The organism is Pseudidiomarina homiensis, assembly GCF_003987225.1.
GTDB lineage: Bacteria > Pseudomonadota > Gammaproteobacteria > Enterobacterales > Alteromonadaceae > Pseudidiomarina > Pseudidiomarina homiensis.
Window position 1 is genome coordinate 43,009 of sequence record NZ_PIPX01000002.1, and the last position, 24,390, is coordinate 67,398.

The window sequence follows — 24,390 nt, forward strand, 5'->3', positions numbered from 1 at the left end:
ATGAAAGTAAGAGCTCAAATTGGCATGGTGCTAAATTTGGACAAGTGTATTGGTTGTCATACCTGCTCCATCACTTGTAAGAATGTTTGGACATCACGCGAAGGCGTTGAATACGCTTGGTTCAACAACGTTGAAACCAAGCCAGGCGTCGGCTTCCCGAAAGAATGGGAAAATCAAGACAAGTGGAATGGCGGTTGGATTCGCAATAAAAAAGGCAACTTGGAACTGAAAATCGGTGCCAAGCGTCGGGTGTTGGCGAATATTTTCGCCAACCCAGATTTGCCTGAAATTGACGACTACTACGAGCCGTTTGATTTTGATTATCAACACTTGCACACGGCAAAAGACAGCAAGCACCAACCGGTTGCGCGTCCACGCTCACTGATCTCAGGTCAGCGCATGGAGAAGATCGAGTGGGGCCCGAACTGGGAAGAAATTCTCGGTACTGAGTTTGCTAAACGTAAGAAAGACAAGAACTTCGACGAAGTGGTGCAAAAAGACATCTATGGTCAGTTTGAAAAGACCTTCATGATGTACTTGCCACGCTTGTGCGAGCACTGTCTGAACCCTGCGTGTGTGGCCGCTTGCCCGTCAGGCGCCATCTACAAGCGCGAAGAAGACGGCATTGTTTTGATCGACCAAGACAAGTGTCGTGGCTGGCGCATGTGTGTGTCGGGCTGCCCGTACAAGAAGATTTACTACAACTGGAAAACTGGTAAATCAGAAAAATGTACCTTCTGTTTCCCGCGTATCGAAGCAGGCCAACCGACCACCTGTTCAGAAACTTGTGTAGGCCGTATCCGTTACCTGGGTGTGTTGCTGTACGATGCCGACCGCATCGAGGAAGCGGCCAATACGCCGAACGAGCAAGACCTGTACCAAGCACAGCTCGATATCTTCTTAGATCCACACGATCCAGAAGTGCAAGCGGCTGCGCGCAAAGAAGGCATTGCAGACAATTGGATCGCAGCTGCCCAGCGTTCACCGGTGTACATGATGGCAATGCAATGGAAAGTTGCGCTGCCGTTACACCCAGAATATCGCACCTTGCCCATGGTTTGGTACGTGCCACCTTTATCACCGATCCAAAGTGCGGTGGAAGCTGGCCACGTGGGCATGAACGGTGAAATTCCAGATCTGAAATCGCTACGCATTCCGCTGCGTTACTTGGCGAATATGCTCACCGCTGGTGACGAATTCCCGATTGTTCGTGCGCTAGAACGCATGATTGCCATGCGTGCTTACAAACGTAGCCAGAACGTCGATGGTGTCGAAGACTTAGAAGTTTTGAAGCAAGTGGGCTTGACCCAGCATCAAGTTGAAGAAATGTACCGCTACATGGCGCTGGCGAATTACGAAGATCGTTTCGTGATTCCAACCAGTCACCGTGCCTACGCTGAAAATGCCTATGACCTGAAAGGTAGCTGTGGCTTTACCTTCGGCAACGGCTGTAGCGACGGCAATAACGACGTGAACTTGTTTGGCGCGAAAAAGCAAAGCGTCCGCCAAGTCATCCCGGTAACGGTGAAGGAGTAAGCCCATGCAAGTTTTACAAGTGATTTCACTGTTACTCGACTACCCGAAAGTAGCGCTGCTCGAAGTAGTGCCGCAGTTACGCACTTTGGTGCGTGCTTCGGCACTGAGCACGGCGCAACAAGAGGCCCTCGATGACTTCATCGTGCGCCGTACCAGCGGCGACCTTATGGACTGGCAGTCGGAATACGACGGCTTATTCGAGCGGGGCCGTTCGCTGTCATTGTTGTTGTTTGAACATGTACATGGCGAATCACGGGATCGCGGTCAAGCCATGGTTGATTTGATGCAGCAGTATCAACAAGCGGGTCTCGAGATCGGCGTCAAAGAATTGCCAGATTACATTCCGTTGTATCTCGAATTCTTGGCCACCCAAGGCGAGGACAATGCACGCGAAGGCTTGGCCGAAGTGGCGCATATCTTGGCGGTATTAGCGGCGCGGTTAGAACAACGCGAAAGTGATTATGCAGTGCTGTTTAAGAGCCTGTTAGAGCTGGCGCAGGTCGAGATTGATTTAAGCGATGTACGTGCGCAAGTCGAATCGGAAAAGCGTGACGACACGCCGAAAGAACTCGACAAAGTCTGGGAAGAGGAAATGGTGACCTTTACCGGTAATGACGCCACCAGCACCTGTCCGACTGCGCAACATCGCCCAGCGGAAGGTCAGCGTCGTGATCAGTATGTGCCATTGAATCTTGATCAACTCAGCAACGTGAAAAACGCCGCGGACGTCTAAGGAGCAAGTCATGAATTATTTAAACACGTTTTTCTTTGGCATTTACCCTTACATTGCGTTGGCAGTCATGGTGATTGGCACGTGGATTCGCTACGACCGTGAGCAGTTCACCTGGAAAACTAGCTCCAGCCAATTGCTCGAAAAGAAGCAGTTACGTCGCGGCAGTATTGCGTTCCATATCGGTATCTTGGCGATTTTTGCCGGCCACTTTGTCGGCTTGCTGACACCGAATGCGGTATGGCACGTGTTGGGAATTAGTGCTGGCACCAAGCAGCTGATCGCCATTGTTGCCGGTGGCTTAGCAGGTATCGTTTGCTTTTATGGCATGACGATTTTGATTCTGCGTCGCCTGAATAACCCGCGTATTCGTGCCAACAGCAGCACCATGGACATCGTGATTCTGTTGTTGCTTTATGCGCAATTGATTCTAGGCCTGTTGTCGATTTTTGTATCACTCGGCCACATGGACGGTTCTACCATGCTGTTGTTGATGGCTTGGGCACAAAATACCCTGACCTTTGACGCTACCACAGCAGTTGCCGCCATGACCGACGTGCACTGGATCTTCAAGCTGCATATCACCTTAGGTCTCACCATTTTCTTGGTGTTCCCATTCACTCGATTGGTGCATATGTTCAGCGTGCCGGTGCAGTACATTCGCCGTCAGCATCAAATCGTGCGACAAAAAGCAGCGCGTTAAGGAGTCGCATTATGATTCAAGTGAACCACACCACTATTGATGAGCCGGCGATATTGGCTGAAATGCAATATCATCCGGCGGACAGCCAGCAGCAAGCCATGGCCAAAGCGGCAGAGTCCTTGGTGATTGGTGAATTGTTCCGTCAACGTGCAGCCGAACTCGGGCTGCACGTTAAAGACGAAAACAAAGACGCCAGTGATGACGACTTTCTAGCAGCGCTGCTGGAGCGCGAAGTCGACATGCCAGAAGCCGATGACCAAGCTTGTGAAACTTACTATCAGCAGAACCCGGAGCGTTTTACCACGTCACCGTTGCTGGAAGTATGCCACATCTTGTTGGCCGCCGCGCCCGATGACGAGCTTGACCGCGTCAATGCGAAAATGATGGCCGAGCAAATCATCAAGCAACTCGGCGAAGGCGATGACTTTTCACGTCTGGCGCAGCAGCACTCGGCCTGTCCGTCTGCCGCGACCGCTGGCAGCTTGGGACAAATCAGCCGCGGCCAAACCGTCGCTGAATTCGAGCGCCAAGTCTTCACCGCCAACGCAGGATTACTGCCCAACCCTGTGGAAACCCGCTACGGCTTTCACGTGGTCGCCGTCGATCGCAAAATCGAAGGCAAGCAGCTCCCGTACGACGCCGTCAAAGACAAAATCGCTGCCTACTTGAACGAGAAAGTCGAACGTAAAGCCGTCGCGCAATACATCCACACCCTCATTCAAGCCGCCGAAATCAAAGGGTTTGATTTTGCCGTTTCGGATTCGCCGTTGCTGCAATAGCGGTAGCAGTAGTCACGCTTGCACAAAGCCATAGTTAAAGTAAGCTAAAGCCTCCACCCACGGAGGCTTTTTTATGGACCACAACTTTTGGCATCAACGCTGGCAGCAGCAACAAATTGGCTTTCATCGCGACGCTTTTCACGAGCTATTGACCGAGTACTTCCCGCAAGCCTGCCCAAATGGTCGTATTTTGGTGCCGTTGTGTGGCAAGACGAAAGATATGTTGTGGTTGCTCGATCAAGGCTACAAAGTGTTTGGCGTTGAGCTGAGCGAGCTGGCGGTGCAGGCGTTTTTCGCGGAAAACCAACTGAAGCCAAAAGTGACCAGTGTTGGTAAGTTCAAGCAGTATGCGGTTGATGAGCTGGTGATTTGGGTGGGCGATGTCTTTGACCTCACTGCAAACGACGTTGCCGATGTCGATGGTTGGTATGACCGCGCGGCGTTGGTCGCTTTACCACCGGAAATGCGTACACGCTATGTAGAACTGCTCCGCAAAACCTTACCGAGTGGCAGTCGCGGTCTGTTGGTGACTGTTGAATACCCTGATTGTTACCGTGAAGGACCACCGTTTTCGGTGCCTGAAGATGAAGTCAAAAGTGCTTACGGGCACCGCTTCAAAGTGCAACGCAAGGCACGCATCCAAGGTTTCGTGAACAACGAGCCCAGTGTTGACAGCCCCGTCACCGAACAAGCTTACGTCATCTACGATTAAGAAATCAGGTTGTTGCGCTGCAGTACTTTGTAGGTGCGGCGCGCGAGCTTTTCCATAAAGGCGAGGTCAGCAAAGGTCGGCTCGGCAGTTTGGTTGTCGAGGTCGACTTGCCATTGGCTGACTTCGGCGTCGAGCATTTCCATCATTTTCTTAGAGCAGCCGCGGCAAATGCCTTGGCACATGTCGGCGTCTTCGAGGCCGAAGGGAATGGTATTGCGAATAGTGTCCAATAACGCCCGCATGGCGTCAGTGGTGTTCGGTTTGCGCTGGCGTGGTCGTTGAGCAGACATCAGAGCAGACATCAGCACCTCCAATGAAAAAGGGAGGGCACCCTGGAGAACAGTGCACCTCCCACAACGAGAAATCGTTAGTTTTGTTCGACGGCAATGCCTTCTTGCTTGGCTTGTTTACCCCAAAGCCCACTGACAACCTGCCAGCTAATCGCGAGGGCACCGATGATGAAGATCACATCCCCAACTGTGCGCACCCAACGTAAACCTTCGAGTAACGGTTGTTGCATAAAGGCTTCGCTACGGGCATACCAGAGACCTTCTGAAGCCGCGGCGTAGAACTGAATGAAGCCAATCGGTAGCAAGCTGCTGAAGAGCATCAACACTAAGCCGCCGTTCATCCACCAGAACGCAGTGTTCATAAGTTTGTCATTGAACGCTAAGTGTGGACGGATGTAGCGCAAGATGAGCAGGACGAAACCAAGCGCCAAGAAGCCATACACACCGAACAGGGCTGCGTGGGCGTGGGTTGGCGTGGTGTTCAAACCTTGCACATAGTAGAGCGAAATCGGTGGGTTGATCATGAAGCCCAACACGCCAGCGCCCAACATGTTCCAGAACGCGACGGCAACGAAGCACATGAGTGGCCATTTAATGCGGGCCATCCACGGCGCTTTGTGTTGCATGCTCCAGTTTTCCCATGCTTCGTAGCCGAGCACGATAAGCGGTACCACTTCTAGTGCGCTGAAGGTTGCGCCCACAGCCATGACCGGAGTCGTGGTGCCTGAGAAGTACAAGTGGTGGAAAGTACCCGGTACGCCGCCAAGCATAAACAATGATGCTGATGCCAGTGACGCAGTGGTGGCCATTTTCCGTGACACCAAGCCCATGCTGTGGAAGATAAAGGCAATGGCAGTGGTCGCGAACACTTCAAAGAAGCCTTCAACCCAAAGGTGTACAATCCACCAGCGCCAGTATTCCATCACTGACAAGTGGGTGCGCTCGCCGTAGAAGAAGCCGGCACCGTAGAACAGGCCGATAGCAACGACTGAAGCGGTAAATAGTGCCAGTAAGTTCTTGTCGCCTTTGACTTTAAAAGCGCCAACTACGCCACGCATCATCAAGGCAAGCCAGAACACGATGCCGACGAACTTACCAATCTGCCATAAGCGGCCGAGGTCGACGTATTCGTAACCTTGGTGACCGAGCCAGAAATTTAAGTGCTCAGGCATGATTTGTGCAATGGCAAGGAAGCTACCGATAAAGGTACCGGCAACCACAACCACCAAGGCCCAGAACAGGATATCAACACCCAGCTTTTGGTATTTGGGGTCTTTGCCGCCATTGATGATCGGCGCAAGGAATAAGCCCGCAGCCAAAAAGCCGGTGGCAATCCAGAACAAGGCTGCTTGAATATGCCAGGTACGTACTAAGCTGTACGGGAACCATTCAGATACGTTAATGCCGTAGAACTCTTGGCCTTCAACGGTATAGTGCGCGGTGAAGCCCCCTAACAAAACTTGCAAGGTAAACAACGCCACAACAATGAACAGGTATTTGCCCAAGGCTTTTTGTGACGGGGTTAATTTAACCAAGCTAATCGGGTCTTGCTTGGGTGCCGCAGGTTCTTCTTCGTCATGTTTACGAATAAAGGCCCAGCCCCAAATCAAGCCACCGACACCGGCAATCAATAAAATCACACTGACGATAGACCAGATGATGTTCTCAGCGCTGGGCACGTTATCGATCAACGGCTCGTGGGGCCAGTTGTTGGTGTAGGTTACGTCAGCATCAGGGCGCTCAGTTGCTGCCGCCCAAGCAGTCCAGAAGAAGAATTCTGCCATACGTTCACGACGTTCAAGGCTTGGCAGAGTATTCTCTTTCATCGCATAGCTTTCACGCGTGCTGCGCAGTGCGGCATCATCGCTAAACAAGCGAATATAGTAATCCGCTGTATCGGCAATGGCTTGCGCACGACGCTCGTCGATCACCACCTCGTTGCTTACTGCATCGTAAGTGTTGGTGCGATACGCCTGTTTCAGCGCAAATTGCAGTTGATTCTGCTGCGCTGGCGTGAGTTTGTCGTACTGCGTCATAAACTCTTCTGCTGCGGCAATCTCTAACCACGCTAAGAGTTCACGATGCAACCAATCAGCGGTCCAGTCGGGCGCTTGGTAGGCACCATGCCCCCAAATCGAACCGAGCTGCATACCACCGACGGATTGCCATGCGGTTTGACCGTCAAGAATTGACTCTTCGGTCATTAACGTTTGGCCGTTTGTGGTCACAAATTTCGCCGGAATCGGCGGGGCTTCGCGATACACTTCGTGGCCGAAGTAACCTAGTATTCCGAACGTAATTGCGAGTATCGCAATCAGCGTCCACCAAAGTTTTTTATAACCTGCCATACATCACCTTCTTGTTATGAGGTTTATCTCCACAGGTTGTATTGCAATTGCCTTGCCAACTTTTATCTTATTGTTTCTATTAGACTTTGATGTGTAATAGGGTTTTTTCTACCCTGCCGTTTCGCTAGTCAAATCGACACTATGGGTTGTTTCTACCCACGCAGCACTTTTGTTGATCATGATCAACGCAAATCTAGTGCCATCATCTAATCTGAACCACAATATATAGTGTTTTGGTGACGAAATGATGCGTTTTAGTGCGGTAGACATTGTCTTTCAAGAGGTTCCGGGTGAGGTAGCGTTGGCTTATACCATCACCGGCTGCCCTGTTGGCTGTAAAGGTTGCCATAGTGCGGATAGCTGGCCGGCAGACCGTGGCGTGGAATTGACCGATGAACATTTTGAGAAGCAGCTGAACCGTTATCAAGGACTTATTACCGCAGTTCTGTTTCTTGGTGGTGAATGGTACCCGGCGCGACTCGAACTACTGCTGCGTCGGGCCAAACTGTTAGACCTGCAAACCTGCCTTTATACCGGCTATGAGCAGGTATCCAATAATTTGACCCAGCACTTAACTTACTTAAAGACCGGGCCATGGCGCCCTGAGTGCGGTGGCCTTGACTCGCCCATCACCAACCAACGCTATTACGACTTACGCACCGGGGAAGTGCTGAATGCCTTGTTTTGCCCGGAATTTATCGACATAAAAAGAAAGGAAGAACAACATGTTGCGCTTACAACCTGAGCAAATTGACCACAAAATGCAGTTCATCCACGACTATTTGCAAGCCCAAAATGCCGCCGATGGTTCGAAGATGGATGCTAATGCCAACGTCACACAAAAGAACATTGCGACCCTTGAAGCGGAATTGATGAAAGATTTCTTTGTGCAAGTGAACCGCAAGCAGGTCAGCACCAAAATCGCAGAGTTATTCGGCAACGACTTGGCTGAAGAATATGTGCGGCAAATCGAAGACCATGAGATTTACGTGCACGATGAAACCAGTCTGAAGCCCTATTGCGTGTCGGTTACCATGTATCCGTTTTTACGTGATGGCCTGACCAAGCTAGGCGGCGAATCACAAGCGCCGAAGCACCTCGAAAGCTTCTGTGGTTGCTTCGTCAACTTTGTTTTTGCCGTCAGTTCGCAGTTTGCTGGCGCCGTGGCCACCGTCGAGTTTCTAACGTATTTCGATTATTTTGCGCGCAAAGACTATGGTGATGATTACCTCAACACCCACCGTCACCAGATCGAAAACCACTTGCAGCACGTGGTGTATGCGTTAAACCAACCAGCCGCCGCCCGCGGCTACCAAAGCGTGTTCTGGAATATTTCGGTGTACGACAAATTTTATTTCGAGAGCATGTTTGGCGACTTTGTATTCCCAGATTTCAGTAAACCTGAATGGAGCTCGGTCAGCGGGCTGCAAGATTTCTTTATGCAGTGGTTCAATAACGAACGTAAGAAAACCATTCTCACCTTCCCTGTGGTGACCGTCGCTATGCTGACGGAAGACGGAGCTTGCAAAGATCAGCAGTTTGCCGAGGGGGTGGCTGCAGAGCTTGCTGACGGCAATTCGTTTTTTGTGTATTTATCAGACAATGCCGACTCGTTAGCGTCCTGTTGTCGACTACGTAGCGAAATTAGCGACAATACTTTCTCGTACACCCTAGGTGCAGGCGGGGTGGCAACGGGCTCGATCAACGTGATCACCATCAATATGAACCGTTTGGTGCAAGATGGCCGCGATTTAGCTACCGAAATTGACAAAATTCAGAAATATCAGGTGGCTTATCGCAAGCTCATGGAAGAATACAAAGAAGCGGGTTTGTTGACCGTTTATGACGCCGGTTTTATTAGTCTCGACAAGCAGTTCTTGACCATCGGCATCAACGGCATGGTGGAAGCCGCGGAATCACAAGGTATTGAAGCGAGTAATAACCCAGAGTACGCCGCGTTTGTACAGGAGCGCCTGAAGGTGATTTACGATGCCAACAAAGCGGCGCGTAAAGAATACGGTTACATGTTCAATACCGAGTTTGTGCCTGCGGAAAACTTGGGTGTGAAAAACGCCAAGTGGGACCGCGCTGATGGCTATTTCGTGCCGCGTGATTGCTACAACTCGTATTTTTACGTGGTCGAAGATGAAAACTCCAATGCGCTGGATAAGTTTATGCTGCATGGCTCCGAACTCATTCAGTACCTTGACGGTGGCTCGGCCTTACACCTGAACCTAGACGAAAAACTCAATCAGCCGGGCTATCTAGCGCTACTGAATACGGCGGCGCGCACGGGCTGTAATTACTTCTGCATCAACGTCAAAATCACCATTTGCAACGCGTGTGAGCACATCGACAAGCGTACCTTGCACGCCTGCTCATCGTGCGGCTCGGCCGATATCGATTACGGTACACGGGTGATTGGTTACTTGAAGCGGGTATCCGCTTTCAGTTCGGGGCGTCAAAAGGAACATAACAAGCGGCATTACCATCGCCAGCATCAAACGCAAGTTGACCACCCTGTTGGTGCGGCGCAAGCAGCATGGCGCCAAGCGAGTTAGACGGCAAAAACTACTCATAAAGAGGGAGCTTAGCTCCCTTTTTTGTTGTATGGGGTATGGCGCGCGAAACAATTACAATAACAGGTCGAAAATCTTTGTAAGAGATACAACCTATGGTTATTGAAAGTTATAACGATCTTATTGCCGCTGCTCAGCAGCAACCCGAGCCACAACGCTTATTGTTTGTTTTGGCCAAAGCAGAGTTGCCACAAGATGCGACCGCCAGCCAGCAAGCGCGGTTTGCAGAGCAACAAGGTGGCGCGTTAGAGCCGGTGCTGTGTGTGGATAAATTGCCGGAAGAAGTGACCGATTTTGCCGTGTTGGTGGATGAGTCGAACCGTACCGGTATGGCCTGGGATATCGCCTTTATCGCCAGCATGGAAGGTCGCGCAGGGCACCCGCCCAGCAGCGATGAAGCCGAGCAGCCGCTAACGCTGATGGTCAATAAAATAAAAGCCGGCAGTATCGCCGACTTTGTGACCGTGAATAAGCAAGGCGAACTACTACAACTGTTCGCCTGAGCCTTTACACTACTTTCGAGTAGCGAGGCATTCCTGCCTCGCTGTCGAGGTAGGCGTCAAAGCACGCACAGATACTGCGCACCCACAAACGACCTAGTTCGGTCACCTTGAGTTCTGTTGCCGATACCTCAACCAAGCCATCTTCGATAAACGGCTGTAGTTTTGCCTTTGCATTGGCAAAGTAACCCCAAAAATCGTCGATGTTCCACTGTTCGCTGAACGCTTCGAGATCAAGGTTAAAGTGACAGATCACCTGCGAAATCAGCGCTGCCCGTAAGCGGTCGTCGGCGCTTAAGCTGAAGCCTTTCACCACAGGTAATTCGCCGTTTTCAATCGCTTTGTAGTAGTCCGGTAGGTCCTTCGCGTTTTGCCACAGTACCCCATCGATTTGGCTAATCGACGAAGATCCCAGACCTAACATGCAGTCTTGACCTGCCGTGGTATAGCCTTGGAAGTTACGTTGTAGGCGACCTTGTTGCTGAGCTTGCGCGAGTTCATCATCAACCTTGGCAAAATGGTCCATACCAATGAATTGATAGCCCGCAGCGCTGAAGCGAGTGATGCCAAGCTGCAACAACTCAAGCTTGATTGGCGCAGATGGCAGCGAGCTGTCTGGAATTTTGCGTTGCCCTGCGAAACGCTGCGGCAAATGCGCATAACTAAACAACGACACACGGTCAGGCGCTAATTCGATCACTTGCTCAATCGACGCGGCAAAGCTTTGCGGCTGCTGATAGGGCAGGCCATAAATCAGATCCAAATTGATAGAGTCAAAGCCAAGCTCACGACTGAGTTGTACCTGATGCTTAATCAAATCCGTATCTTGCACGCGATTAATGGCAATTTGCACTTTTTCGTCAAAGTCCTGCACACCATAGCTGACCCGATTGAAGCCCAGCTTACGCAAATGCCGCAGCTTATCGTCACTGCAACTCCGCGGGTCGATTTCAATGCTTAACTCGGCATCAGCAGTAATGGTGAAGTACTGATTCAGGAGTTCCCACAGGCGGCTAAGTTGTTCTTCCGTCAGGAACGTCGGCGTACCACCGCCAAGGTGAATTTGATTGACCACACGCTCACCCAGCATCGGCTGATACATCGCCATTTCTTTGGCCAGCATATCCAAGTAACGATCGGCTTTATGTTGATGGCGCGTGATGACCTTATTACAGCCGCAGTAATAACAGAGCTTATGGCAGAACGGTAAATGCAAATACAAGCTTAACGCTGTCGGCGCGGCCGCCAGAGTTTCAGCAACCTTAGTTACGGCAAAGTCACTGGTTAAGGCTAACGCCGTTGGATACGACGTGTAGCGCGGGCCATTAATGTTGTATTTGTCGATCAAAGCTTGATCCCAAGTTACCGCAGACATAATGAACTCCAATAAAGCGGCGAATGTGGGACCTATTTTAAGTGATTCAGATCAAAAATTTGATACTCCTGAAGGGTTACTTCTTTGATCTAAGTCAAAGACTTTTCCGCCAACAATTCCAATTGTTGGTAGGCAAACGCCGGCATGCGCTCCTTCATTTCAATAGTGTCGAGCAGGTTCTTTAGCTGCAAGCCAAGCTCGGTATCGCCGGTCACTAGTAGCTTGCGACGAAAGAAGAGTGTATCGGGGTCAACTTGCTGAGTTGCCAGCTGCAATAACACCGGCCAGGTGACGCGCATCGTTACATCGAGAGGCTTGGCCCTAGGTCGCACCAGCAACAATTGGTTATGGCTGCTAACCGCAAATTGTAGCCCAAGATCGGTGATCTCGATTCCCGCCCAGCGGCCCTCAAGAAAGGCGAAGGCACCCGCCTTGCTGTCGCTCGCAAACAGCCGCCGAAAAAGCTGCTCAATGAGTGAGCAAGTAAGCCCCGAAGGCGCAATTGCAACGCCTTTTGCCAACACCCGAGGTGCCCATTCTACTACTTTGGTGATAACCATTCATTGCCTCGCATTTGCGCCACGTCAACGTCACGAAGCATTATAATTGCCATTATGAATGCATGTTCATGGTGAAGATCAACAAATCCGCAAGTGAAGGCCCAAAACATGGAATTGCTCTGTCCTGCTGGCAGCATGCCAGCATTAAAAGCTGCATTAGAAAACGGTGCTGATGCCGTTTATGTAGGGTTTAAAGGTGAAACCAATGCTCGGCATTTTGCTGGGCTGAATCTTGACGCAGCTAGCTTACGCGAAGCGGCGCGCTTGGTGCATAGCTACGGTAAGAAAATACACGTTGCGATTAACACCTTTGCGCATGTCAAAACCTGGGACCATTGGCGTCAGGCCGTTGATGATGCTGCCGCCGCCGGCGTCGATGTGTTGATTGTGGCGGATATTGCGGTGCTGGCCTACGCGGCCGAGCGTTATCCAAAAATGGAACTACACCTAAGCGTACAAGCTTCGGCCACCAATGCGGCGGCGATCGACTTCTACAAGCAATTCGGCGTGAAACGCGTGGTACTGCCTAGGGTGTTGTCGATGCAACAAGTACGTTCATTGGCGCGCACCACCGATGTGGAGCTAGAAGTTTTTGCTTTTGGCAGTCTCTGCATTATGGCGGAAGGGCGCTGCTATTTGAGTTCTTACATGACTGGCGAGTCGCCCAACACCGCCGGTGCCTGTTCGCCGGCACAGTACGTGCGCTGGGATGAAACCGCCGATGGCGGCTTAGAATCACGGCTAAATGGCATTATGATCGACCGCTTTGCCGCCGACGAAACCGCCGGCTATCCAACCCTTTGCAAAGGCCGCTTCCAAGTTGGCGATGCGACCTACCATGCCTTGGAAGAGCCCACCAGTTTGAACACTTTAGACTTGCTCCCCGAGCTCTATCGCGAAGGTATTGCTAGTCTCAAAATCGAAGGTCGCCAGCGCAGCCCTGCCTACGTGGCACAAATCACAAGGGTGTGGCGTCAAGCGATCGACCGTGTCATGCAGGACCCTGAGCATTTCACCGTACAAAGGGACTGGAATGCCGTGCTCGCTAATTTATCTGAAGGCAGTCAAACCACATTGGGTGCCTATCATCGAAAATGGAAGTAACCATGAAATTCTCGTTTGGACCTATTTTATATTTTTGGCCAAAGGCGCAAGTTGAGTGCTTTTACGAGCAAGTTGCGAGTTCAGATGTGGATTGTGTCTATCTGGGCGAAACGGTGTGTAGCAAGCGCCGCGAACTTAAGTTCGAAGACTATTTTCGTATCGCGCAAACGCTCCGTGAAGCCGGTAAGCAAGTGTGCCTGTCGAGCATGACGCTCTTGGAAGCACCATCAGAGCTGCGCGAACTGCGCAAATATTGTGACAACGGCGAATTCATGGTTGAGGCCAACGACGTTGGTGCGATTAGCTTCTTGCATGAAAACAAACTGCCGTTTGTCGGCGGTTCTGCACTGCAGATCTATAATCAACATAGTCTGCGTAAGCTCGTTGGCATGGGGATGAAGCGTTGGGTCATTCCAGTAGAGTTATCCCGCGACTGGTTGGCCGAATTATTGGCCGAGCCGCTGATCGAGAGTGTCCGTGACTGTTTTGAAACCGAGCTGTTCGCTTTCGGCCACTTGCCTTTAGCGTGGTCAGGGCGCTGCTTTACCGCACGTTCAGAAAACCGCGCGAAAGATCAGTGCGAGCTGTGTTGCATCAAGTACCCAGAGGGCCGCAAAGTGACCAGCCAAGACGGCACCGATGTGTTTGTGCTCAATGGCATACAGACGCAATCAGGCACCCGCTATAATTTGATCAACCAGCTTAAGGGCATGCACGGTCTAGTGGATATGGTACGCTTAAGTCCTCAAGCACATGACACGATGAGCTGGCTACGGCGCTTTAAGATGAATCAAGATGGCCTGCAGCCCTATCCATTAGCGAGAAACGAAAGTAATGGCTATTGGTTAAAATTGGCTGGCCTCGTGCAAGCTGATGAAAGTAAGCAAACCAAGGTGGAGAAGTATGAAAGCTGAGCAACCTGCGCGGATTGGCGTAGTGACCGTAAGCGACCGTGCTAGCGCGGGCGTTTATGACGACATTTCCGGAAGAGCGATTGAATCGACCTTGGATGACTATCTAACCTCGCCATGGCAAGCCTTTTATCGGCTTATTCCAGACGAAAAGGAGGTTATTGAGGCAACCTTGCGTGAGCTAGTGGATGATGAAAACTGCTGTTTAGTTGTCACCACGGGCGGTACAGGGCCTGCCGAACGCGATGTCACCCCAGAGGCAACGGAAGCGGTGTGTGATCGCATGATGCCAGGCTTTGGTGAATTGATGCGGGCGGAGTCTCTGAAATACGTCCCGACCGCAATTTTGTCGCGGCAAACTGCGGGCCTGCGTGGTTCTAGCCTTATCGTTAACTTACCCGGTAAACCAAAAGCCATTCGTCAGTGCCTTGATGCCGTATTCCCTGCAATCCCTTATTGCATTGATTTGATGAACGGCCCCTATCTTGAATGCGACGAAAGCGTCATCCAACCTTTCCGGCCGAAAAAAAGCTGACCCTAACAAGGGTCAGCCGCACCTTTACGTGAGTAGAACCACCAGGTGATCACGGTGCATAGCGCATAGAATCCGATAAAGGCATACAGTGCACCGGCCACGCTACCGGTCATCGCAATTGACGTACCGTAAGCCTTCGGAATAAAGAAGCCACCGTAAGCGGCGAAGGCTGAGATAAAGCCGATAACCGCTGCTGACTCTTTGTTACCTTCTTTGATGGCTACGTCGGTGTCACCGTGTACACGTTTGCGCTGGTTCAAGAAGATCACCGGCACCATGCGGAAGGTAGAACCGTTACCGATACCTGTGGCAATAAAGAGCACCAGGAACGAGACGAAGAAGCCCGTGAAGCTGCCGGCACTGTCACCGAGTGGCAGGTAATAAAGCACACCGATGACGCCCAGTATCATCAACAGGAAGTTCCAGAAGGTCACGCGTGCTCCACCGAGCTTATCGGCGATGACACCACCAGCAGGTCGCGCCAAGGCGCCAACTAATGGACCAAGGAAGGCATACTTGGTTGGATCAACTTCCGGGAACAGCATTCCTGAAAGCAGCGGGAAGCCAGCGGCAAAGCCGATAAAGCTACCAAAGGTTCCAAGGTACAAGATACACATGATCCAATTGTGTGAGCGCTTAAAAATCACCGCTTGATCACTGAACGACGCTTTAGCTGACGAGATGTCGTTCATGCCGAACCACGCTGCAATCGCACCAATGGCAATCAAAGGTACCCACAGAAAAGCTGCGTTCTGCAACCACAGCTCACTACCAGCATTAGCGCCACTGACAACAGTTAATGGGTCGCCGCCAAATGGACCAAACACGCTACTAGCAATAACCAAAGGTGCAAGCAATTGCATGCCTGAGACACCGAGGTTACCAAGGCCGGCATTCATGCCTAAGGCACCGCCTTTCTCTTTTTGCGGGTAGAAGAAGCTAATATTTGCCATTGAACTGGAGAAGTTACCGCCACCAAAACCGCAGAGCAGCGCTAAAATCAGCATAATGATGTACGGCGTATCGGGGTTTTGAATGGCAAAACCTATCCACACACAAGGAATAAGCAAGGACGCCGTAGAAATAGCGGTCCAGCGTCGGCCACCAAAGATCGGCACCATAAAGCTATAGAAGATTCGTAGTGTCGCACCAGATAATGCCGGTAGTGCCGCAAGCCAGAACAGCTCGTTCGACGAATAGCCGAAGCCAAGCTGCGGCATTTTCACCACTAAGATACTCCAGATGGTCCAGACTGCGAACGCTAAGAACAGGTTCGGAATCGAAATCCACAGGTTACGGCTGGCGATTTTCTTACCTTTGGTTTCCCAAAAGTCTTTGTCTTCCGGACGCCAGTCATCAAGGGTGTAGTGGTCAGGAGTCGATAGTTCAGGTAAGTCGGTCTGCTCGGAACCACTGAGTAGCTCCATACGCTCTGCACGACGAATGGCGAAGTGCATCCACCACAATGAACCAACAGTAATGGCGAAGAGCAGCATAAAGACGCTTTGCCATACGCCAATCACGTCATTCAACATACCGAAGGTGAGCGGTAAGAAGAAGCCACCGAGACCACCGATCATACCGACCACACCGCCGACCGCACCAACGCTTTTCGGGTAGTAGACAGGAATGTGTTTGAACACCGCAGCCTTACCGAGCGACATAAAAAAGCCAAGTACGAAGGTCAGTACCACAAACATTGCCAGCGTGATTTCAAACTGGAAGCGAATTTCGCCGTGGACGCCTTGCACGATGTACTCAGTAGATGGATAACTCAGCAGGAAAGTACATACGGCAGAGGCAATAAAGGTCCAATACATGACTCGACGCGCGCCGTATTTGTCTGACATCCAGCCGCCGAGAATACGGAAGAGGGACGCTGGAATCGTGTAAAGCGCGGCGATGATACCGGCTTCTTTAATGCTTAAGTCGTAGACTTCCATTAGGTAGTGCGGCAGCCACAAAGCCAAGGCAACGAAGGCACCAAAAACGAAGAAGTAGTACAAGCTAAAGCGCCAAACACGCAATTCAGCAAGTGGTGCCATTTGCTCCCAGAAGCTTTGCTTGGGCTGCTCACGACGTTGCTGAGTGAGCGGATCTTCCTTGGCTATAACGATAAAGACGATACCCATGATGCCGATGACGGTGGCGTAAACTTGGGCTGCGCCCTGCCAACCCAGCGCCACGAGCAAGAACGGCGCACCAAAGTTAGTGACGGCCGAACCGACGTTACCCGCACCAAAAATACCGAGGGCAGTACCTTGTTGCTTACTTTCGAACCATGCCGAGGTGTAGGTGACACCAACGATAAAGGCACCGCCAGCTAAACCGACACCTAGCGCACCAACGAGCAACATGTAGTAGCTGTTGGCAAAGGTGAGTAAGTAGACACAAAGTGCTGTGGTCAGCATCAAAACGCCGAATACCCAGCGCCCGCCTAAACGGTCGGTCCATATGCCTAAGAACATCCGGCTTATTGAACCGGTCAAAATTGGCGTGGCCATGAGCAAGCCAAGCTGCGTGTCACTTAGATTAAAATCATCTTTAATCTGAATACCGATGATCGAAAAGATGGTCCACACAGCGAAACACAATGTGAACGCAAAAGTTGAGAGTCCGAGCGCCCGGTAGCGGTCAAACTTACTCACGTTTTGTTGCGGTGTTGTCATAGCCAAGCTCCTCAAGGTACGACGGTGAAGTTAACTCGCTTCAGTCTACTTATTTCTGGGGCTTCGGATAGCTATCAAACGGCGCTACAACAGAGGCTTAGCTTGGTTACTACCGCTTTAGGGGGAACTAAAAATGGCGCTCAAATCACCGTGCTTTTAGGGCCGATTACCTCCTGTTAGGTAGCTCGCCTAGACCTCATTTAAGGTTGAAGGTAATAAGAGGTACACCAAGGAAATCAGTGTCGATTGCACAGCTTTTTGTGATATAAACATAGATACAAAATGCATGTTAAGGGTGCGTCATGATTCAAATTACTGATCTTCAGATCGAACAGAAAATGTGGCCATTGCTGCGCCAAGCCTTTCGACCAATGTTCTTACTAGGAGCTACCTTCAGCGCACTTGCCATGATGCTATGGCTGTGGGTACTTAGCGGCGCGGTGCAGTTACCAGTGTTTGCCGATGTGATGTTTTGGCATAGTCACGAAATGTTGTTTGGTTTTGTTGCCGCTATTATTGTCGGCTTTTTGCTCACTGCGGTGCAAAATTGGACCGGTCTGCGGGCGACCCACGGTCGAGCTTTAGCGGTGCTAACTACGGTATGGCTATTGGGACGAATAAGCTTGCTTTTTGGGGCTTTCTTGCCGCCATATGTGCCGATCATCATCGATCTCGCATTTTTACCGTTGGCCGCGATCTTGTTGGCGGTGCCGCTCATTGCCGTACGCCAACAACGTAACCTATTTTTCGTTCCGGTCTTACTGTTACTCGCATTGTGCAACGGTCTGATGTACTACGGCCGTCTCACTGGCCGTTTTGATTTGCAGCAAGTGGGTAGCCAAAATGCAGTTCTGCTTATTACTTTGTTGATGGCGATTGTTGGTGGGCGGGTGATTCCAATGTTTACCGCCAACGGCACCATGACCCAGAAGGTACAGCCCATCGTTTGGTTGGATAGGCTCAGCTTAGGCAGTCTGTGGCTGATTTTTGCGTTACAAATAACGCAATTGAGTAGCTTCATTGGGGCACCCATTATGGCTGCCTTGTATGCCATCGCCGCAGTTTTACTGGCGACTCGTTGTGCCCGTTGGAAACTATGGATTACTTTAAAGGTGCCGTTGGTGTGGTCGTTACACATCGCATACTGGTTTTTACCCATAGGTTTGGCGCTGTATGCAGTGCACTATCTCAACCCAAGCGTGACGATAAGCACGGCGACCCATGCGCTAACAGCTGGTGCTATGGGTAGTATGATTCTTGCCATGCTGGCGCGGGTTTCGTTAGGACACAGCGGACGACCTTTGCAACCGAAGAAAATAATGTCGTTAGCGTTTTTACTGGTGATTATTGCTGCCTTGCTGCGTGTGTTCGCGGCGTGGCTGTGGCCCGCCTACACTTTTGATTGGTATCTGTATGCGGGGGCGGCATGGGTTATCGCTTATTTGATCTATGTTTTTGTTTATCTGCCGGTACTCACGACCCCACGCGCCGACGGTCGCCCAGGTTAATTACTCAGCGCACTGTGAACATTGCGGGTGGCGTGGCAGATTGAAGCTACGCCATTCGCCGTGTAGGCCGTCATAGAGCATCACTTTATGTGAGATTGGCGTGCCGACTTTAGCTAATACTTTAAGGGTTTCGACCGCTTGCAGGGCGCCAACCACACCCACCACAGGAGCGAGAATGCCCGCCTCCATACAGCTGAGTTGCTGTTCACCAAACAACTGACTTAAGCAACCGTAACAAGGCCCCTCGCCTTGATTCATGAATACACTAAGCTGGCCTTCATAGCGAATCGCTGCACCCATGATGTGGGGCTTGCGTTGGCTCACGCAGGCCTGATTAATAAGGTTTCGAGTGGCAAGGTTGTCACAGCAGTCCACCACAACGTCATGCTGCTCTATCCACTCGTGCAAATTGTCATGCAGAGCTTTTTCTTGCCGTACTTGCACGTTGCAGTCGGGGCTACGCTGATTTAAATAAGCTTGGGCCGCCAAAACCTTCGCTGTGCCAACATCATCAGCGGTATAAATTGTCTGCCGTGGTAGATTGTGCTTATCCACCACATCGTGATCGACGATGGTAAGTTGACCCACACCGCTTGCAGCAAGATAAGGTGCTACTGCAGATCCCAAACCACCCATGCCGATGAGCAAGACTTTGCTGGCCAGCAGGCGTTCTTGGCCTTGCATATCAAAGCTGGGTAGCATGACATGGCGACTATAGTGCAGCAGTTGTTCACGGGTGAGCTCAGGAAGGGTCATCGTGTGGGATCTCCTCTGGGCGGAGTACAAGCCAAATAGCAACGGTTGTCATAATAGCGATCACTCCGAACTTTAATGCCAAGTGCACAGGGCTGAAGCTCAGCATAATGGCACTGCCGCTCATCATCACAATAGCAATCACTTTCGGGCGACGCTTGACCACGCCATGTTGGCGCCAAGCAATGATTTGTGGGCCGTATTTGGGGTGTGCGAGCAACTTGGCTTCGAGCACAGGCCAGCCTTTTCCTCCGGCCCAAGCGGCGACCAATAAAAATGGTACAGTCGGCATGATTGGCAACAATAATCCGATAACGCCCAACAAAAGCGCAAAAATCGCGATCATGCGCCAAATCAAAATACGTAGTAAGACCGTCATGTTTCTCCGTCGCTTGGCCGTTTACTTCAACCCTAACCTTTGCGCTAGTTTGTGCAGGTTGCTAGGGTCGATTTCTAGTATACGTGCGGCTTGGGTCCATTTATAGTCTGCTTGCTGCAGGGCTTGCTCTATCATTTGTTGTTGCAGCTTTTGCACTGCATCACGCAAATTCATGCTGGTTTGCGTGAAGGCCGCACTATCGACTTCTTGCGCTGCATTCGGTGTGTTTGGTAAGTCCAACAATTCGGGACCAATACTGACGATCGCTTGGCGGTCGGCGCCTTGGCTCAGCGCTTTGATGGCAGCACGACTGACCGTGTGTTCGAGTTCGCGCACATTACCCGGCCATGCGTAGTCAGTCAACGCGCGTTCTGCGGCGGAGCTTAAGCGTAATGCACGTAGGCCTAACCGAGAACGGTTTAACTCGAGAAAGTGACCGACTAACAACGGAATGTCATCGCGGCGTTCGCGCAACGGCGGTATCGGTAATGGATAGACGCTCAAGCGATGATAGAGATCCGCACGAAAGTCACCGCTTTTCACTTGTTGCTGTAAATCACGGTTGGTGGCGGCGACTAAGCGCACGTTCACCTTATGCGACTTGTCGCTGCCTAAGCGCTGAATCTCACCGTTTTGCAACACGCGCAAGAGCTTCGCCTGAATGGCGGCTGGCAGCTCGCCAACTTCATCGAGAAATAGTGTGCCACCATCGGCGCTATCGAATTTACCTGCGCGCTCAGCTGTTGCGCCGGAGAAGGCGCCTCGCGTGTGACCAAACAGCTCGCTTTCGGCCAACGACTCAGGCAAGGCGGCGCAGTTCACGTAAACCAAAGGCTTGTCACGGCGTGGCGACCAGCGATGCAATTGCCGTGCAAAGAGCTCCTTACCCACCCCAGTTTCACCTAGGAGTAACACTAGTAAGTCAGCACTTGCTACCACTTCTAACTCTTGTAAAACCTGCTGTAAGGCTTGACTACGGCCAATAATCTCAGAGCTACTACCGGTGTTGGGAGCGAGCTCGGTTTCACCGTCACGGCGGCTGTTGCGTAGGGCTCGAATGCCTTGCTCGATCTGTCCCATACGAATCGCTGCTTCGACCAGCAAACTTGCTCGTTGCAGTTCACGCATCGTATCCGCATCGAAAGTGCCGGGTTCGAGCGCGTCGAGTGTCAAGGCACCCCAACACTTACCTTCCACAAATAACGCAATCCCCATGCAGTCGTGTACCGCAAGATGACCGTCAGGACTATCTTCAATAAGACCATCATAAGGGTCAGGCAAAGTGCTTTCCGGTTCAAAACGCACGGTTTCGCGTGATGCCAAGATGGCTGCTAAGCGAGGATGTTGTTCGGTGATAAAGCGTCGGCCAAGTGCTTCACGTACTAAGCCGGTACTCGCTATAGGACGCAGCACTTGTTGGTCTTGTTGTAGCAACACAACAGCGCCGCACGCGAAGTGGCGGCGCAAAGTACTGACCACTTTTTGCAAGCGCACAACCGCCGGTAGCTCGGTCACTAAGTCGGCAATTAGGGTTTCAAGTAATGATGTCTCTTGCATGGTAAAAATCACCCATTTAAGCGGGAATAACCCGTATTTCGTTAGGTGAAATCTACCACGACGTCAATTAAATCTATATAAATCAAAGTAGGTAGATCTGGCATCTAAATTGCACATTTAAAAGGAACACAATTGACGAAACAGTAAGGATGTCACTATGTACCAAGCACTTATTGAGCAATGGCGTGATGCGTCAAGCCAAGAACTTATTCAACATATTCTGGCGAACTTTCATGAGAAACACCGGCAACAAGTACCCGAACTTATTCAGCTGGCACGCAAGATCGAGGACGTTCATAACGACCACGATGCTTGCCCGGCGGGTTTAGCCGACCTACTTACCGAAATGCTAAATGAACTTGAAAGTCACATGATGAAAGAGGAACAAATTTTGTTCCCAATGTTGGCTGGCGGTATTTACCCAAGCGGCCCTATTGCGGTAATGGAAGAAGAACACGGCGAACACGAACGCATGTTGGCGCGTTTGAACGAACTCACAAACGACGGTAAGGCCCCCCGCGGCGCCTGTGGTTCATGGATCATGTTGTACGAAGGTACTCAAGAGTTGATCAATGACTTGCAGCAACATATCGCTCTCGAAAACGAAGTACTGTTTCGTGAGCCACAGGCGACACCGCAACACGGCAAGGACTTTTGCTGCGGCTCGTGCCAATAAGCTTATGCGGCCAGGGCGCGCAAGCGCTCTGGCTCAGTTATTTCGACCAGTTTATTCTGCACCGCAAGAACCCCTTCGGACTGGAGTTGCGTCAAAATACGACTCACAGTCTCGACGGAAAGACCTAAATAATTACCAATGTCGGCACGGGTCATCGATAGACGAAATGAACGACTAGATAGGCCCCGTTGCTGAAAGCGAGAGGATAATGTTACTAAGAAATTGGCTAAACGCTGCTGCGCCGAGTGATGATTCAAGGTTCCCAGTAGGGTCTTACTTGCATGCAACTCGCCACTCATCAACCGCAGCATTTGTTTGCGTAAACCCGGAAGCTCAGCAGACAGCTGATCTAATGACTGAATCGGAATCTCACACAGCATGGTGGTTTCCAGAGCTTGAGTGTAGCTGCGGTGATTGCCGTCGATAAGACCATCAAAGCCAATCACGTCACCTGGTAGATGGAAGTCGATAATTTGCTCACTGCCTTGGCTATCAAGCGTGTATGACTTTAACGAACCAGAACGTACGGCATAGAGAAACTTCAACGGCTCGCCATTGTGAATGAGCACATCGCGCTTTTGCAGCGGGCGATGACGTTGAATAATCGTATCCAGCTTCTCGGTCTGCTCAGGGCTGAGTTGATAAGGCAAGCATAAGGTTGCCATGCTGCAATTTTGACAATGGATGTGAGATGTCATCATTTTCACCACGAATCGTTGATTTACGTCAAAGTGACTTCTGAGCTAAAAGTATACGCCTTCAAACCCAAAAAAGAATGACTTCCGACGGAGTAGACAAAAACTTCCTATTTGTGGGTAGATCACCTATAAGTAATCCTGCAGTCTTCGTTATCGAAATAAGAATAAAAACAAGAAAAAACAGGATGAAATTCTATGGAAACCATGGCGATTAACTATTGGGCGGTGGCGGTGGCCACCTTGATGAATCTGGTGATTGGTGGTCTGTGGTATTCACCGATGCTGTTCGCTAAAGTTTGGCAGCGCAGTGCAGGCATTACCGATGAGCAACTTAAGGCTTTCAATCCAGCCAAAGTCTTTACCATCACGCTCATCGTTTCGTGGGTTATTTGTATTAACCTTGCCTTCTTTTTAGCCTCACCTGGCACCGATTGGCAATGGGGTATGACCGCAGGCTTTCTTGCCGGCTTCGGTTGGGCTGCAATGATTTTTGTCGTGATCAGCCTATTTGAACAACGCTCACTGGCTTACATGCTGGTGCATGGCGGTTACATCACCGCTTACTTTACGTTGGCTGGCCTAGTTATCGGTGCTTGGCAGTGAGTGAGCTGAAAACGCAACCGACAGCGGCTGATGTAGCAGTTTTTTTAGCAACTGCTGCGCCTTTCTAATCGTTCTGCTTAATTCTTCGCTGAGTTATGTGCTTGGATAACTTCACGAGCATCGTAAACAAACTTAGGTGCAGGACGTTCGCCTTTACCGAACAAAACAGTAAGCTCAACGGTAAAATCGGCGCGTTCCTCTTGCTCGATATTAACACCATCGCTACCATATTTTCGTGAAGCAGGAACACTTCCGCACATGTCAGAGGTGCAGTTGGCAATAGTATCGACATGCACTTCAGTTTGTTCATTGCGCACGAGGCGTTTACCTGAAACATCTTTCTCGCTCACTGCAAACCATTCATAACCTTGGGCAATGGTCAATTCCGCAGCGCGCAAAAGAGCGTACTCTGTCGCCTTCTGCGCGTTGGTGTCACGAGACTTGTAGCTGACCCAGTACATATCTGTTGCGAGCTGTTTATCGCTGTAACCAAAGCCTTTCTCGCCCGCAGCCTGATAGTGAGCCGTAGAGCTAGTACAGGCAGCTAAGAGAGTAATAACTAGAGCAATAAAACTAATTTTAGTGACGTTATACATGGTTGAACTCCAATTAATGCAACCGAGTGTTTTTAATAGTCTAGTTGATACGGCATCAACTTGTCTTTAGTTCATAAAATTGGTTAAAATGCGTCCCGTCTTAGGGGAGTAGTCAACTCGCTCGTTCATACGTGTACAGCGAGAGAATATGTCAACATAATTGAGCCCTCATTGGCTCATGGTGTATTCGTTTCGGGCCACCGAAACTGGCAAGACCTGAGGTAAAGAGCAACCGCTACCTGGCGGGGGTTGCTGTTTGCCTTGGTATCAGGTCCCGCCGGAGTACATC

Annotated in this window: 24 protein-coding genes and 1 riboswitch; of the genes, 14 read left to right on the forward strand and 10 right to left on the reverse strand. The window is 50.8% G+C overall.

Annotated features, from left to right (window positions below; all coding sequences use genetic code 11):
• The 5 genes from narH to CWI70_RS09350 all read left to right on the forward strand — a co-directional run bounded on the left by narH (position 1) and on the right by CWI70_RS09350 (position 4,460).
• The gene (gene narH, locus CWI70_RS09330) at positions 1 to 1,536 is read left to right on the forward strand and encodes a nitrate reductase subunit beta (RefSeq protein ID WP_126772982.1); all 1,536 of its coding nucleotides are present in this window, start codon (positions 1 to 3) and stop codon (positions 1,534 to 1,536) included.
• Positions 1,537 to 1,540: 4 nt separating this feature from the next.
• Positions 1,541 to 2,269 carry a nitrate reductase molybdenum cofactor assembly chaperone gene (gene narJ, locus CWI70_RS09335; RefSeq protein ID WP_126772985.1) on the forward strand — a complete coding sequence of 243 codons (729 nt, stop codon included), beginning with the start codon at positions 1,541 to 1,543 and terminating at the stop codon, positions 2,267 to 2,269.
• Between the two features lie 10 nt (positions 2,270 to 2,279).
• Positions 2,280 to 2,969: a respiratory nitrate reductase subunit gamma gene (gene narI, locus CWI70_RS09340; RefSeq protein ID WP_126772988.1), complete on the forward strand. Its 690-nt coding sequence runs from the start codon at positions 2,280 to 2,282 to the stop codon at positions 2,967 to 2,969.
• Between the two features lie 11 nt (positions 2,970 to 2,980).
• On the forward strand, positions 2,981 to 3,748 hold the full coding sequence (locus tag CWI70_RS09345) for a peptidylprolyl isomerase (RefSeq protein WP_126772991.1): 768 nt from the start codon (positions 2,981 to 2,983) through the stop codon (positions 3,746 to 3,748).
• A gap of 73 nt (positions 3,749 to 3,821) precedes the next feature.
• Positions 3,822 to 4,460 carry a thiopurine S-methyltransferase gene (locus tag CWI70_RS09350; RefSeq protein WP_126772994.1) on the forward strand — a complete coding sequence of 213 codons (639 nt, stop codon included), beginning with the start codon at positions 3,822 to 3,824 and terminating at the stop codon, positions 4,458 to 4,460.
• Here the strand turns inward: CWI70_RS09350 and CWI70_RS09355 are convergent.
• Positions 4,457 to 4,762 (reverse strand): hypothetical protein, encoded by a 306-nt coding sequence (locus tag CWI70_RS09355; RefSeq protein WP_241967874.1) that lies wholly within the window; start codon positions 4,760 to 4,762, stop codon positions 4,457 to 4,459. The two genes, CWI70_RS09350 and CWI70_RS09355, sit on opposite strands and share 4 nt — an antisense overlap.
• 65 nt (positions 4,763 to 4,827) lie before the next feature.
• Complete coding sequence (locus tag CWI70_RS09360) at positions 4,828 to 7,098, reverse strand: nitric-oxide reductase large subunit (RefSeq protein WP_126772996.1); 2,271 nt, start codon at positions 7,096 to 7,098, stop codon at positions 4,828 to 4,830.
• 244 nt (positions 7,099 to 7,342) lie between these two features.
• Between CWI70_RS09360 and nrdG the strand changes: the two genes are divergently transcribed.
• The 3 genes from nrdG to CWI70_RS09375 all read left to right on the forward strand — a co-directional run bounded on the left by nrdG (position 7,343) and on the right by CWI70_RS09375 (position 10,180).
• A complete protein-coding gene (gene nrdG / locus CWI70_RS09365; protein ID WP_126772999.1) occupies positions 7,343 to 7,843 on the forward strand; it encodes an anaerobic ribonucleoside-triphosphate reductase activating protein in 501 nt (166 codons plus the stop codon).
• Positions 7,824 to 9,659 carry an anaerobic ribonucleoside-triphosphate reductase gene (gene nrdD / locus CWI70_RS09370; RefSeq protein WP_126773002.1) on the forward strand — a complete coding sequence of 612 codons (1,836 nt, stop codon included), beginning with the start codon at positions 7,824 to 7,826 and terminating at the stop codon, positions 9,657 to 9,659. Before nrdG ends, nrdD begins: the two co-directional genes overlap by 20 nt.
• Positions 9,660 to 9,772: 113 nt before the next feature.
• Positions 9,773 to 10,180: a ribonucleotide reductase subunit alpha gene (locus CWI70_RS09375; RefSeq protein ID WP_126773005.1), complete on the forward strand. Its 408-nt coding sequence runs from the start codon at positions 9,773 to 9,775 to the stop codon at positions 10,178 to 10,180.
• A 4-nt stretch (positions 10,181 to 10,184) separates the two neighbouring features.
• Here the strand turns inward: CWI70_RS09375 and hemN are convergent, their stop codons facing one another.
• On the reverse strand, positions 10,185 to 11,552 hold the full coding sequence (gene hemN / locus CWI70_RS09380) for an oxygen-independent coproporphyrinogen III oxidase (RefSeq protein WP_126773007.1): 1,368 nt from the start codon (positions 11,550 to 11,552) through the stop codon (positions 10,185 to 10,187).
• 89 nt (positions 11,553 to 11,641) lie between these two features.
• A complete protein-coding gene (gene ubiT / locus CWI70_RS09385; RefSeq protein ID WP_126773010.1) occupies positions 11,642 to 12,112 on the reverse strand; it encodes a ubiquinone anaerobic biosynthesis accessory factor UbiT in 471 nt (156 codons plus the stop codon).
• A gap of 108 nt (positions 12,113 to 12,220) precedes the next feature.
• Here ubiT and ubiU point away from each other — a divergent pair, with 108 nt between their 5' ends.
• Genes ubiU through mog form a run of 3 tightly spaced genes read left to right on the forward strand, consistent with a single transcriptional unit; the run spans position 12,221 to position 14,662 of the window.
• The gene (gene ubiU / locus CWI70_RS09390) at positions 12,221 to 13,216 is read left to right on the forward strand and encodes a ubiquinone anaerobic biosynthesis protein UbiU (protein ID WP_126773013.1); all 996 of its coding nucleotides are present in this window, start codon (positions 12,221 to 12,223) and stop codon (positions 13,214 to 13,216) included.
• A gap of 2 nt (positions 13,217 to 13,218) precedes the next feature.
• Complete coding sequence (locus CWI70_RS09395; protein ID WP_126773016.1) at positions 13,219 to 14,130, forward strand: U32 family peptidase; 912 nt, start codon at positions 13,219 to 13,221, stop codon at positions 14,128 to 14,130.
• Positions 14,120 to 14,662 carry a molybdopterin adenylyltransferase gene (mog, locus tag CWI70_RS09400; protein ID WP_126773019.1) on the forward strand — a complete coding sequence of 181 codons (543 nt, stop codon included), beginning with the start codon at positions 14,120 to 14,122 and terminating at the stop codon, positions 14,660 to 14,662. The genes CWI70_RS09395 and mog overlap by 11 nt, the downstream gene beginning before the upstream one ends.
• A 2-nt stretch (positions 14,663 to 14,664) precedes the next feature.
• On the opposite strand, the gene CWI70_RS09405 is transcribed toward mog, so the two are convergent.
• Positions 14,665 to 17,331, reverse strand: coding sequence for a nitrate/nitrite transporter (locus CWI70_RS09405; protein ID WP_126773022.1), 2,667 nt, complete (start codon positions 17,329 to 17,331; stop codon positions 14,665 to 14,667).
• Between the two features lie 302 nt (positions 17,332 to 17,633).
• Here CWI70_RS09405 and CWI70_RS09410 point away from each other — a divergent pair, with 302 nt between their 5' ends.
• Positions 17,634 to 18,839, forward strand: coding sequence for an NnrS family protein (locus CWI70_RS09410; protein ID WP_198677688.1), 1,206 nt, complete (start codon positions 17,634 to 17,636; stop codon positions 18,837 to 18,839).
• Here the strand turns inward: CWI70_RS09410 and CWI70_RS09415 are convergent, their stop codons facing one another.
• From CWI70_RS09415 to norR, 3 genes are read right to left on the reverse strand one after another with little or no spacing between them, the layout of a single operon-like run.
• The gene (locus tag CWI70_RS09415; RefSeq protein WP_126773025.1) at positions 18,840 to 19,595 is read right to left on the reverse strand and encodes a HesA/MoeB/ThiF family protein; all 756 of its coding nucleotides are present in this window, start codon (positions 19,593 to 19,595) and stop codon (positions 18,840 to 18,842) included.
• The gene (locus CWI70_RS09420; RefSeq protein WP_198677689.1) at positions 19,582 to 19,971 is read right to left on the reverse strand and encodes a YbaN family protein; all 390 of its coding nucleotides are present in this window, start codon (positions 19,969 to 19,971) and stop codon (positions 19,582 to 19,584) included. The genes CWI70_RS09415 and CWI70_RS09420 overlap by 14 nt, the downstream gene beginning before the upstream one ends.
• Positions 19,972 to 19,992: 21 nt before the next feature.
• Positions 19,993 to 21,528: a nitric oxide reductase transcriptional regulator NorR gene (norR, locus tag CWI70_RS09425; protein WP_126773027.1), complete on the reverse strand. Its 1,536-nt coding sequence runs from the start codon at positions 21,526 to 21,528 to the stop codon at positions 19,993 to 19,995.
• Positions 21,529 to 21,685: 157 nt separating this feature from the next.
• Between norR and CWI70_RS09430 the strand changes: the two genes are divergently transcribed.
• Positions 21,686 to 22,204: a hemerythrin domain-containing protein gene (locus tag CWI70_RS09430; protein ID WP_126773029.1), complete on the forward strand. Its 519-nt coding sequence runs from the start codon at positions 21,686 to 21,688 to the stop codon at positions 22,202 to 22,204.
• A 2-nt stretch (positions 22,205 to 22,206) separates the two neighbouring features.
• Here the strand turns inward: CWI70_RS09430 and fnr are convergent, their stop codons facing one another.
• Positions 22,207 to 22,905, reverse strand: a complete 699-nt coding sequence (gene fnr / locus CWI70_RS09435) for a fumarate/nitrate reduction transcriptional regulator Fnr (RefSeq protein WP_198677690.1) — start codon at positions 22,903 to 22,905, stop codon at positions 22,207 to 22,209.
• Positions 22,906 to 23,106: 201 nt separating this feature from the next.
• Between fnr and CWI70_RS09440 the strand changes: the two genes are divergently transcribed.
• Positions 23,107 to 23,505: a DUF1761 domain-containing protein gene (locus tag CWI70_RS09440; RefSeq protein ID WP_198677691.1), complete on the forward strand. Its 399-nt coding sequence runs from the start codon at positions 23,107 to 23,109 to the stop codon at positions 23,503 to 23,505.
• A 77-nt stretch (positions 23,506 to 23,582) separates the two neighbouring features.
• Here the strand turns inward: CWI70_RS09440 and CWI70_RS09445 are convergent, their stop codons facing one another.
• The gene (locus tag CWI70_RS09445; protein WP_126773035.1) at positions 23,583 to 24,101 is read right to left on the reverse strand and encodes a CC0125/CC1285 family lipoprotein; all 519 of its coding nucleotides are present in this window, start codon (positions 24,099 to 24,101) and stop codon (positions 23,583 to 23,585) included.
• Positions 24,102 to 24,192: 91 nt separating this feature from the next.
• A riboswitch (yybP-ykoY riboswitch) is annotated at positions 24,193 to 24,385 on the forward strand.
• The last annotated feature ends 5 nt before the right edge of the window (positions 24,386 to 24,390 follow it).